8 protein-coding genes and 1 tRNA gene are annotated in these 11,928 nt (G+C 71.6%); 7 read left to right on the top strand and 2 right to left on the bottom strand.

The window, feature by feature from the left end:
- Window positions 1-31 precede the first annotated feature (31 nt).
- Window positions 32-1,312, bottom strand: a complete 1,281-nt coding sequence (locus tag M2163_RS25950; RefSeq protein WP_280854148.1) for a sensor histidine kinase — start codon at window positions 1,310-1,312, stop codon at window positions 32-34.
- A gap of 693 nt (window positions 1,313-2,005) precedes the next feature.
- Here M2163_RS25950 and M2163_RS25945 point away from each other — a divergent pair.
- Both M2163_RS25945 and M2163_RS25940 read left to right on the top strand, forming a co-directional pair.
- Window positions 2,006-2,743, top strand: a complete 738-nt coding sequence (locus M2163_RS25945) for an ABC transporter ATP-binding protein (protein WP_280895167.1) — start codon at window positions 2,006-2,008, stop codon at window positions 2,741-2,743.
- Entirely contained in the window at window positions 2,737-5,178 is a 2,442-nt protein-coding gene (locus M2163_RS25940) for an ABC transporter permease (protein WP_280895166.1), read from the top strand. Before M2163_RS25945 ends, M2163_RS25940 begins: the two co-directional genes overlap by 7 nt.
- Window positions 5,179-5,305: 127 nt before the next feature.
- Here the strand turns inward: M2163_RS25940 and M2163_RS25935 are convergent.
- A tRNA-Leu gene (locus M2163_RS25935) sits at window positions 5,306-5,392 on the bottom strand.
- Window positions 5,393-5,859: 467 nt separating this feature from the next.
- Here M2163_RS25935 and M2163_RS25930 point away from each other — a divergent pair.
- The 5 genes from M2163_RS25930 (at window position 5,860) to M2163_RS25910 (ending at window position 11,867) form a co-directional block, all read left to right on the top strand.
- Complete coding sequence (locus M2163_RS25930; RefSeq protein WP_280850467.1) at window positions 5,860-6,726, top strand: DUF3662 and FHA domain-containing protein; 867 nt, start codon at window positions 5,860-5,862, stop codon at window positions 6,724-6,726.
- A 10-nt stretch (window positions 6,727-6,736) separates the two neighbouring features.
- On the top strand, window positions 6,737-7,249 hold the full coding sequence (locus M2163_RS25925) for an FHA domain-containing protein (RefSeq protein WP_280850468.1): 513 nt from the start codon (window positions 6,737-6,739) through the stop codon (window positions 7,247-7,249).
- Between the two features lie 128 nt (window positions 7,250-7,377).
- Window positions 7,378-8,916: a Stp1/IreP family PP2C-type Ser/Thr phosphatase gene (locus M2163_RS25920; RefSeq protein WP_280850469.1), complete on the top strand. Its 1,539-nt coding sequence runs from the start codon at window positions 7,378-7,380 to the stop codon at window positions 8,914-8,916.
- 27 nt (window positions 8,917-8,943) lie between these two features.
- On the top strand, window positions 8,944-10,398 hold the full coding sequence (locus M2163_RS25915) for an FtsW/RodA/SpoVE family cell cycle protein (RefSeq protein WP_280850470.1): 1,455 nt from the start codon (window positions 8,944-8,946) through the stop codon (window positions 10,396-10,398).
- Window positions 10,395-11,867: a penicillin-binding protein 2 gene (locus tag M2163_RS25910; protein ID WP_280850471.1), complete on the top strand. Its 1,473-nt coding sequence runs from the start codon at window positions 10,395-10,397 to the stop codon at window positions 11,865-11,867. Before M2163_RS25915 ends, M2163_RS25910 begins: the two co-directional genes overlap by 4 nt.
- Window positions 11,868-11,928: the final 61 nt, after the last annotated feature.

The raw sequence follows: 11,928 nt of genomic DNA, 5'->3' as shown, positions 1-11,928 counted from the left end.
TCGCGCAGCAGCACGCTGTCCTCGGCCAGGACTACGCGAAGCGGTCGGCCGGCTCGCGCAACTCGGTCACCTCGCAAGGGAACTCCACACGCAGCAGGGTCGGTCCGCCCGGTGGGCTGGACAGGGAGAGTCTGCCATCCAGGACCGACACCCGGTCCGCGAGTCCGGTCAGTCCGCTGCCCGCGGAGGCGTCGGCGCCGCCGCGGCCGTCGTCGCGGACCTCGAGGACCAGCCGTCCGCCCGTGTGCCCGCCGCGGACCTCCGCGCGGCTCGCCCCGCTGTGCTTGGCGATGTTGGCGAGGGCCTCGCAGACCACGAAGTACGCGGCCGCCTCCACCGCCTGCCCGAACCGTCCCGGCAACGGGAGGTCCACGTCGACGGGGACCACGGAGCGGTCGGCGGCGTCGGCCACCGCGGCCCCGAGGCCGTAGTCCGCCAGGACCTTCGGATGGATGCCCCGGATGAGTTCCCGCAGTTCCGCGAGGGCTTTGCCCGCCTCGTCGTGGGCCTTGGCGAGCTGGTCGGCGAGGGGTCCCGGCGGGGCGTCCAGGCGGGCCAGGCCCAGGGTCATCGTCAGGGCGACCAGGCGCTGTTGGGCGCCGTCGTGCAGATCGCGTTCGATGCGCCGGCGCTCCGCCTCGAAGGCGTCCACCAACCGCACGCGCGAGCGGCTCAGTTCGACCACCCGGGCGCCCAGGTCGCCGTCCCGGTCGGCGATCAGCAGCCGGGTCAGCTCGGCGCGGGCACCTGCCGCGACGCCCAGGACGTAGGCGCCGAGGGCCAGCAGCAGCAGTCCGAGCAGGGCGACTCCGAAGGCCGTCGGCCAGGTGGTGACCGTCCACTGCTTGAGCACCTTCGTCTCACGTCCCTCGCCGACAGTGGCCAGGAGCAGCGGGGTGGCTGCCATGGAGAGGGGGAAGAGCAGCGCGACCGTGAACACCAGCGCGTCCAACGGCCACAGCAGGACCGCGAGCAGCACGGTGTACGCGAGTTCGCGCCAGGTGACCTGCTCCTTGAGCCGGGTCCTCAGCCAGGGCACCAGTCCCTCGGCGGGCGGTGGCCGGTGCGGGCCCGGCGCCGGGTCGAGGTCGACCAGGCCGAGCCTGTGCCGTTCCGTCCAGGCCACCGGCAGCCCGGCGAGGGCGAGCACGACCAGCAGCGGCAGCCCCACGAGGACCAGGGCCAGCGCCCCGCCGACGGCCACGAGCGTCACCAGTCCGACCAGGGCGAGGACACCGGTGACCACGCCGGTCAGCAGGTAGCCGACCGAGCGCCAGGGCCACGCCGACAGCAGGAAACCCGGCCGGGACATGGCCTGCCACACATTCCGAGGGTGCATGGGAGTCACCGTAGAAGGACGGCCGGACGGGCGGCCATGGGTCCAGGGGGCGGGCCGGGGGTAGGGCAGGCCATACCCCCGACGACGTGAATGACGGAAGCCGGGCAGGTCGACGCGGGACGTGCGCCCCCGCGGCCCATCCGCCCCCACCCGGGCCGGGGTCCGTCGTACGGCCGGAGGGCGGGCAGGTCGGCGCGGGGAGCCACCGGCGCGGTACCGCTTACCCCCACCCACGCCGGGCGAGCGCTGACCGAGACGCCGGACGGGACCGCCGACAGGCCGCCCACGGCAGCGGTTTGAACGCTGCTCCTACGACAGCGGGGGCGCCCTGCGCGGCTTCATCCGCTCGATCCGCTCCCCCGCGGCAAGCCCCCGGTGCCCCCGCCCGAGCCCAGTAGGTATGCCCAGCCCTACCCCAAGCCTCGCCCCTGCCGCACTGCGCCCGAGGGCCCCCACGCGCTTTCGTGGAGACGCCCCGAGGACGAGAGAGGCGGCACGCGGATGACGGCTTGGCCAAAGGACCAGATGGCGGCGCACAACTGTGCCGGCGACCTCCCGCCACGCCACCCACCAGCCACGCGCGACACCGCGCCCGGCTCACCGACACCCGAACCCTCCGCCCCGCCCGGACGCGCGGGAGGACCGACACCGAACGAGTGGGGACAGATGAACGACGACGCCGTCCAGTTGCGCTCCGTCAGCAGGAGCCACGGGTCGGGGGACAGCGCCGTGACGGCCCTCGACCAGGTCTCCCTCGCCTTCCCGCGCGCCACCTTCACCGCCGTCATGGGCCCCTCCGGCTCCGGCAAGTCGACCCTGCTCCAGTGCGCCGCGGGCCTGGACCGCCCCACCTCGGGTTCGGTCACGGTGGGCGGCACCGAGCTGACCACGCTCAGCGAGACCAGGCTGACGCTGCTGCGCCGCGAGCGCATCGGGTTCGTCTTCCAGGCGTTCAACCTGCTGCCCGCGCTGACCGCGGAGCAGAACGTCGCCCTGCCGCTGCGCCTGGCCGGCAAGCGGGTGGCGAAGGCCCGGGTCCGTGAGGTGCTACGGCAGGTCGGTCTCGGCGACCGCGCCCGGCACCGGCCGACCGAGATGTCCGGCGGCCAGCAGCAGCGCGTCGCGCTGGCCCGCGCGCTGATCACCCGCCCCGAGGTCCTCTTCGGCGACGAGCCGACCGGCGCCCTGGACACGCGAGCCGGCCACCAGGTGCTGGCCCTGCTGCGTTCCCTGGTCGACCGCGAGGGCCAGACGGTGATCATGGTCACTCACGACCCGGTGGCCGCCTCCTGGGCCGACCGCGTGGTCTTCCTGGTCGACGGCCGTGTCAACGGCGAGCTGACCGGCGCGAGCGCGGACGACATCGCCGCACGCATGACCAGGCTGGAGGCCGTGCCGTGCTGAGCGTCGCCCTGCGCACCCTGCGCACCCGCTGGGTCACCTTCGTCGGCAGCTTCGTCGCGCTCTCGCTCGGTGTCGCCCTGCTCGCCGTGACGGGCCTGGCCCTCGCCTCCTCGCTGGACGCGCCCGAGCGGCAGCCGGAACGGTTCGCCGCCGCCCCGGTCGTCGTCCAGGGCCAGGACACCCTGTCCGTGCCGACCCCGATCGGCGACCGCACCCACAAGCTCGCCCACCCGCGCGCGGTGCCTGAGGCGACGGTGGCAAGGCTCCGGCGGCTCGGCACGGTCGTCCCGGACCGGTCGTTCGCCGTACGGGCCGCGAAGGGCCCCGGCGACCTGGTCGGGCACCCCTGGTCCACGGCCGCCTTCGCGCCCTACGCGCTCAACGGGGGCCGTGCTCCCCGAACCGCCGGCGAGGTCGTCGTCACCGGCGGCTGGGCGCGGCCCGGTGAGCGCGTCACGACCGACCGCGGCACCGTGACGGTCGTCGGCACCGTCTCCTCGCGCGGCTTCGAGGACGCCGTCTTCTACACCGACGCCCGGGCCGCCGAACTGTCCCCGAAGAGCACCCAACTGGTGGTGAAGGCGGACCCGGCGGACGTCCGCGCGGCCGTCGCGGGCCAGGACGTCCAGGTCCTCACCGGCACCGACCGCCGCCTGGCCGACGCCGACCCGGACCGCGACAGCGAGGCGCTCACCGCGATGAACGCCCTGTTCGGCACCGCGGGCGGAGTCACGGCGTTCGTGTCGGTGTTCGTGGTGGCGTCCACGTTCTCCTTCGCGGTGGCCCAGCGGCGCCGGGAGTTGGGACTGCTGCGCACCGCGGGGGCCACGCCCGGCCAGGTCCGGCGGATGGTGTTCGCGGAGGCCCTGGCGGTCAGCGTGCCGGCGTCGGCGGCGGGCTGCCTGCTGGGCGCGTACGGCGCCCCGGAGCTGGCCGCGTGGATGGTCGACGGCGGTCTCGCGCCCGACTGGTTCACCATCGGCGACTTCACCTGGCCGTACCACATGGCCTTCTGGACCGGTCTGCTCGTCGCGCTGCTCGGGGTGATCGCCGCGTCCTGGCGGGCCGGCCGCACCGGCCCCGCGCAGGCGCTGCGCGAGGCCTCCGTGGACGGGAAGGCGATGACCCGGGGCCGCCTGCTGTTCGGCACAGGCCTGCTGCTGACCGCGGCGGTGACCCTGGGCCTGGCCCTGGTCTCCGACCCGGGCGAGCTGCTGCACCGCAAGACCTACGTCAGCCGTCCCATGCTGCTGATCACCGCGATCGCGCTGCTCGCGCCGGTCCTGGTACGCCCGCTCACCCGGCTGATCGCCTGGCTGCCGGCCCAACTGCCCGGCGCGGGCGGGATGCTGGTGCGGGAGAACGCGGCCGCGGGCATCCGCCGTACGGCCGCCGTCGCGGCGCCGGTCCTGGTCACCGTCGCCCTCGCGGGTTCGCTGCTGGGCGCGACGGCCACCCTGAACGAGGCGAGGGCCACCGAGACGCGCGCACAGACGGCGGCCTCGTTCGTCGTCACCCCGGCCGGGGACACCGGTTTCGACGCGGCGACCGTGCACCGGCTCGAGGCGGTCGAGGGCGCCGTGGTCTCGGCCACCTCGTCGACCGCCGTCCACGTCCTGGAGGAGGGTGTCGCCCTCGTCGAGTCCGAGGCCCGCGCGGCCCGGGCGGGCCCGCTCGCCGAGACCGTCGACCTGCCGCTGACGGCCGGGAAGGCGAGCGACCTCGACGACGACTCGATCATCGTCAACGAGGAGTGGGAGAAGCACACCGTCGGGCAGCGCGTGGACGTGTGGCTCGGGGACGGCACCCGGAAGTCGCTGCGGATCGCCGCGGTGATGACGACGGGCACCGGCGACAACGGCGCCTACGTCACCCCCGCCAACGCCCCCGGCGCGAGCGTCGACCGGGTGGACGTGCGCGTGGCCGACGGTGCCGACCGGGCCGCCGTGGCCGCCGCGCTCGCCGAGGCGGGCGGGCAGGTCCTCACCAAGGACCAGTGGGTGCGGGCCAGTTACCCCGAGACCGACCGGACCACCCGGTACGGCTTCGTGCTGGTCCTCGGCATCGCCCTCCTCTACACCGGCATCTCCCTGGCCAACACCATGGTCATGGCCACCTCCGACCGGGTGCGCGACCTGGCCGTCCTACGGCTGGCCGGGGCCACCCGGCGGCAGGTCCTGCGGCTGGTCGCCGGCGAGGCACTGACGGTCGTCGTGGTCGGCGCAGTGCTCGGACTCCTGGTCGCCGTCCTCAACCTGGCGGGCATGTGGAGCGCGCTCGCCCTGCTGTCGGTGCGGACCCCGGTGGAGATGCCGTGGACGGAGCTCGGGGCGACCACGGGTGCGTGTGCCGTGCTCGCGGTGGTGTCCTCCGTGACCCCGGCCGCGCTGGCCATGCGCCGCCGGGCGGTGGAACTGGCCGGCCTGCGGGAATGACCCCGGACTCCGACACCGGTGATCGGCACGAGTGAGAGAGAGCTCACAACGTGAGCCCCGTTACCATCCCGGCCCCCTGCCGGGACGACAAGAAGCCCCCCAGGTCTAGGACCTGGGGGGCTTCCAGTGGTGCGCGAGGGGGGAGTTGAACCCCCACGCCCTTGCGGGCACTGGAACCTGAATCCAGCGCGTCTGCCTATTCCGCCACCCGCGCATTGGGTGTGTCCTCGGGCCCCTCGCCTTGCGGTGCGGCGCCTTCCGACACGCAGAACATTAGCACGCTGGAGGGGGTGGGTTCACATCGCTTGTCCGGGGGCAGCCGCCCACCAGCGGCTTCGGGAACGGGCCGCCGAACCGGGGTGCCGCCGGCCACGTATCAAGCAGTGCTGCTTCACGTATCAACCTCGTACCGGTAGCGCCCGTTCCCCCAGGACAGGTAGGGGTCCACAGTCAGGTGCGGGACACTGGTCTGCGGCCGCCTCTACGATCCTTGACAGAGGAGTTCGACAGCGGAGTTCGAAGGGGAGCTCCACAGGGAACTTCGGAGGCGTCGACACCCGTCGACCGGGCCGACAGGGGGAACCAGCCGATTCACCGGCGCGTGGATACGATCAGTAAGCAGTACCAGGTAAGCAGCAGCCGGCGCAGTACCCAGGACGGCAAGGACGGAGGAGGTGCCTCATGGGAGTCCTGAAGAAGTTCGAGCAGCGTCTCGAAGGTCTGGTCAACGGCACCTTCGCCAAGGTGTTCAAGTCCGAGGTGCAGCCCGTGGAGATCGCGGGAGCGCTCCAGCGGGAGTGCGACAACAACGCGACCATCTGGAACCGCGACCGCACGGTCGTACCCAATGACTTCATCGTGGAGCTGAGCACGCCGGACTTCGAGCGGCTCAGCCCCTACTCGGGCCAGCTCGGCGACGAGCTCGCCGGCATGGTGGGCGACTACGCCAAGCAGCAGCGCTACACCTTCATGGGCCCCATCAAGGTCAACCTCGAGAAGGCGGACGACCTCGACACCGGTCTGTACCGGGTGCGCAGCCGTACGCTCGCCTCCTCCACCAACCAGCAGGCCCCCGGGCCCGCGGCCCCGGCCGGCCGGCCCGGCGCACCGGGAGCCGGCGGCTACGGCTACCCGCCCGCCGCTCCGGCGGGCGCCCCGCCCATGCCGGCCGCCCCGCCACCGGGCCGCGGCGGCTACGGCTACCCGCAGCCCGCCCAGGCCCCGCGCCCGGGCGGCGGCCCGGTCGGCGCGCCCGCGCCGGGCTCCCGTACCCGCCACTGGATCGAGATCAACGGCACCCGCCATCAGATCTCCCGCGCCACGCTGGTGCTGGGCCGCAGCACCGAAGCCGACGTGCGGATCGACGACCCCGGCGTCTCGCGCCGGCACTGTGAGATCCGGACCGGAACGCCCTCGACGATCCAGGATCTCGGGTCCACCAACGGCATCGTGGTGGACGGGCAGCACACCACCCGCGCTACGCTCCGCGACGGCTCGCGGATCGTCGTGGGCAGCACCACCATCATTTACCGGCAAGCCGAAGGGTGAAGCGGGGGCAATGTCAGAGCTGACCCTCACGGTCATGCGGCTGGGTTTCCTGGCCGTACTGTGGCTGTTCGTGATCGTGGCCGTGCAGGTCATCCGCAGCGACCTGTTCGGTACGCGCGTCACCCAGCGCGGCTCGCGCCGGGAGGCAGGCCGGGCCCAGCAGGCCCAGCGGCAGGCGCCCCCGCAGCAGCGCCAGCAGCCGGCCGCCGGGGGCCGCCAGCGCCGTAACGCCCCCACCAAGCTCGTCGTGTCCGAGGGCACCCTCACCGGCACCACCGTCGCGCTCCAGGGCCAGACCATCACCCTGGGCCGGGCGCACGACAGCACCATCGTGCTGGACGACGACTACGCCTCCAGCCGGCATGCCAGGATCTACCCGGACCGCGACGGCCAGTGGATCGTCGAGGACCTGGGCTCCACCAACGGCACGTATCTCGACCGGAGCCGGCTGACGACCCCGACCCCGATTCCGCTGGGCGCGCCGATCCGCATCGGCAAGACCGTCATCGAGCTGCGGAAGTAGTGCTACATCATGAATAGGCGCGAGCGGAGCGAGCACGCGGCGTGGGCCCCCACCCCGGGCCCCGGCGCGCTCCCGACCGGAGGGTGGGCACCGTGCGGATGTACCCGGAGCCGACGGGCGAGGTGCGCATGAGTCTGTCACTGCGCTTCGCCGCCGGATCGCACAAAGGAATGATCCGGGAGGGCAACGAGGACTCCGGATACGCCGGGCCCCGCCTGCTCGCCATCGCCGACGGCATGGGCGGCGCCGCCGCCGGCGAGGTCGCCTCCTCCGAGGCCATCTCCACCATCGTCGCCCTCGACGACGACGTCCCCGGCTCCGACGTCCTCACCTCGCTCGGCGTGGCCGTCCAGCGCGCCAACGACCAGCTGCGCTCCATGGTCGAGGAGGACCCCCAGCTCGAAGGCATGGGGACCACCCTGACCGCCCTGCTGTGGACGGGCCAGCGGCTCGGCCTCGTGCACGTCGGCGACTCGCGCGCGTACCTGCTGCGCGACGGTGTCCTCACGCAGATCACCCAGGACCACACCTGGGTGCAGCGCCTGGTCGACGAGGGCCGCATCACCGAGGAAGAGGCCACCACCCACCCCCAACGCTCCCTGCTGATGCGGGCGTTGGGCAGCGGTGAGCACGTCGAGCCCGACCTGTCCATCCGTGAGGTCCGCGCCGGCGACCGCTATCTGATCTGCTCCGACGGCCTCTCCGGCGTCGTCTCGCACCAGACCCTCGAGGACACCCTCGCCAGCTACCAGGGCCCCCAGGAGACCGTGCAGGAGCTCATCCAGCTCGCGCTGCGCGGCGGCGGCCCCGACAACATCACGGTCATCGTGGCCGACGTCCTCGACCTGGACACCGGGGACACCCTCGCCGGGCAGCTCTCCGACACCCCGGTCGTGGTCGGCGCGGTCGCCGAGAACCAGCACCAGCTGCACGACAACGGCATCATGCAGACCCCCGCGGGCCGCGCCTCCGGGCTCGGCCGCCAGGGTCACGGGCAGGGCGGAGGCGGCGAGTACGGGCCGCCCGGCTCCTCCGACACCACCGGCTACATCCCCGCGGGCAGCTTCGACGGGTACTCCGACGACGACTTCGTCAAGCCCCGCAAGAGCCGCAAGTGGCTGAAGAGATCCTTCTACTCGGTGCTCGCGCTCGCCGTCATCGGCGGTGGCCTGTACGGCGGTTACCGCTGGACCCAGACCCAGTACTACGTCGGAACCAACGGCGAGCACGTGGCGCTGTACCGGGGCATCAGCCAGGACCTGGCCTGGGTCTCGCTCTCGAAGGTGTCCAAGGACCACCCCGAGATCGAACTCAAGTACCTGCCGCCGTACCAGCAGAAGTCGGTCGAGGGCACCATCGCCGAGGGCGACCTGAAGACGGCCCAGAAGAAGATCGACGAACTGGGCGTCCAGGCCTCCGCGTGCAAGAAGCAGGCCGAGGCGCAGGCCGCGGAGAGCAAGAAGAACTCCAAGACGGGCGAGGGCCAGGCCGGCGGCACCACGGGAACCACTCAGTCCTCCCTCGCGTCCAAGGCCACACCGACCCCGACGAGCACGTCCTCCCCGTCCCCGAACGCTTCCGCATCCCCGACCGCGCCCACTCCCACCCCCGGCCCCACCCTCTCGGACGAGGAGAAGCAGGTCGTCGGGAACTGCGGTACGCAGTAGGCCAGCCGTGAGAGGCCCTGTCACACGATGAGCAGCAGTACTTCGAACACGTCGACGCACCACACGTCCACGATCGGCGCGATCGGCGCTCCAAGCCGCCGCAACACCGAGCTGGCGCTGCTGGTGTTCGCCGTCCTCATCCCGGTCTTCGCCTACGCCAACGTGGGCCTGGCCATCGACGACCAGGTCCCGTCCGGGCTGCTGAGCTACGGCCTGGGCCTCGGCCTGCTGGCCGGCGTCGCCCACCTCGTCGTACGCAAGTTCGCGCCGTACGCGGACCCGCTGATGCTGCCGCTGGCCACCCTGCTCAACGGCCTCGGGCTCGTGGCGATCTGGCGGCTCGACCAGTCCAAGCTGCTCCAGCAGATCGGCCAGGCCGGCGGCAAGGCCACCAACCAGCTGATCTACACGGCGATGGGCATCGCCCTGTTCGCCGTCGTCCTGGTCTTCCTCAAGGACCACCGGGTCCTCCAGCGCTACACCTACATCTCCATGGTCGGCGCGCTGGTCCTGCTGCTCCTCCCGCTGGTCCCGGGCCTGGGCGCCAACATCACCTACGGCGCCAAGATCTGGATCCAGGTCGGCAGCTTCACCATCCAGCCCGGTGAGTTCGCCAAGATCGTGCTCGCGGTGTTCTTCGCCGGCTACCTCATGGTCAAGCGGGACGCCCTGGCCCTCGCCAGCCGCCGCTTCATGGGCCTGTACCTGCCGCGCGGCCGCGACCTCGGCCCGATCATCGTCGTCTGGATGATCTCGATCCTCATCCTGGTCTTCGAGACCGACCTCGGTACCTCGCTGCTGTTCTTCGGAATGTTCATCATCATGCTGTACGTCGCCACCGAGCGGACCAGCTGGATCGTCTTCGGTCTGCTGATGTCCGCGGCCGGCGCGGTCGGCGTGGCGAGCTTCGAACCGCACGTGCAGACCCGTGTCCAGGCGTGGCTCGACCCGATGCGCGAGTACACCCTCAGCCGCAACGGCAGCAACGACGGCATCGTCCACTCCGAGCAGGCCATGCAGGCCCTGTGGGCCTTCGGCTCCGGCGGCACCCTCGGCACCGGCTGGGGACAGGGCCACTCCGAGCTGATCCGGTTCGCCGCCAACTCCGACTTCATCCTCGCCACCTTCGGCGAGGAGCTGGGCCTGGCCGGCCTCATGGCGATCCTGCTGATCTACGGCCTGATCGTGGAGCGCGGCGTACGCACCGCCCTCGCCGCCCGCGACCCGTTCGGCAAGCTGCTCGCCATCGGCCTGTCCGGCGCCTTCGCGCTCCAGGTCTTCGTGGTGGCCGGCGGTGTGATGGGCCTGATCCCGCTGACCGGTATGACGATGCCCTTCCTGGCGTACGGCGGTTCCTCCGTCATCGCCAACTGGGCCCTGATCGGCATCCTGATCAGAATCAGCGACACCGCACGCCGCCCGGCGCCCGCCCCCGCCCCCAGCCCCGACGCCGAGATGACCCAGGTGGTCCGCCCGTCATGAACAAGCCCCTGCGCCGGATCGCGATCTTCTGCGGCCTGCTGGTCCTCGCCCTGCTCATCCGCGACAACTGGCTCCAGTACGTCAAGGCCGACAGCCTCCGCGAGGACCCGGACAACCGCCGCGTGCTCATCGCGCGCTACGCCACGCCCCGCGGCGACATCATCGTCGACGGCAAGGCCATCACCGGGCACGCGGAGACGACGTCGGGTGACTTCAAGTACAAGCGCACCTACAAGGACGGCGCGATGTGGGCGCCGGTCACCGGCTTCGTCTCGCAGGCCTACGGCGCCACCCAGCTGGAGTCCATCGAGGACGGCATCCTTACCGGCACCGACGACCGGCTCTTCTTCCGCAACACCCTCGACATGCTCACCGGCAAGCCGAAGGAGGGCGGCAATGTCGTCACCACTCTCAGCGCCGCCGCGCAGAAGGCCGCCTACGACGGTCTGAAGAAGCAGGGCGGCAAGGGCGCGGTCGCCGCCATCGAGCCGTCCACCGGCAAGATCCTGGCGCTGGCCTCCTACCCGTCGTACGACCCCTCCACGATCGCCGGCGGCAGCGACGCCGACGCCGAGGCGTGGAAGAAGCTCGACAAGAAGAACAACCCCGACGACCCCTCCCTGAACCGGGCGCTGCGCGAGGTCTACCCGCCCGGCTCCACCTTCAAGGTCGTCACCGCGGCCGCCGCGCTGGAGAACGGCCTGTACAAGTCGGCCGACGAGCAGACCGACTCGCCGCTGCCGTGGACCATGCCGGGGACCACGACCCAGCTGAAGAACGAGGGCAACATCCCCTGCAAGAACGCCACCCTGCGGGTCGCGCTCCAGTACTCCTGCAACACCGTCTTCGGCAAGATCGGCTCCCAGCTCGGCAACGACAAGATGCTCGAAGAGGCCAAGAAGTTCGGCTTCACCGAGGAGCAGTTCACGCCGGTCCGCTCCAGCGCGTCCGTCTTCTCCGACGACATGGCGCCCTCCGAGGTCGCGCTCTCCTCGATCGGCCAGTTCAACACCGCGGCGACCCCGCTCCAGATGGCCATGGTCGCCTCGGCCGTCGCCAACAACGGCACCCTGATGAAGCCGTACATGGTCGACTCCCTCCAGGCCCCGAACGTGGACACCCTGGAGAAGACCGAGCCGGAGAAGCTGAGCGAGCCGCTGTCCCCGGAGAACGCCCAGATCCTGCAGTCGATGATGGAGACGGTCGTCGAGAAGGGCACCGGCACCACGGCCCAGATCGACGGCGTCACGGTGGGCGGCAAGACCGGTACCGCCCAGCACGGCGAGAACAACAGCAAGAACCCGTACGCCTGGTTCATCTCGTACGCCAAGGTCGGCGACAGCGCGCCGGTGGCGGTGGCCGTGGTCGTCCAGGACGACAAAGCGGTCCGCGAGAACATCTCCGGCAGTGGTCTCGCGGCGCCCATCGCCAAGAGCGTCATGGAGGCGGTCATCGACTCCAAGAAGTGACCCCGCTCACGTCCCCTTCACATCGGTGCACGTTGCGATACCGGTCCTGTATCGGGTGACG

Source organism: Streptomyces sp. SAI-135 (genome assembly GCF_029893805.1).
In the GTDB taxonomy this organism is placed as follows: Bacteria; Actinomycetota; Actinomycetes; order Streptomycetales; family Streptomycetaceae; genus Streptomyces.
Note: the sequence above shows the minus strand (reverse complement) of the source record. Positions and strands in the feature narration are given on the sequence as shown.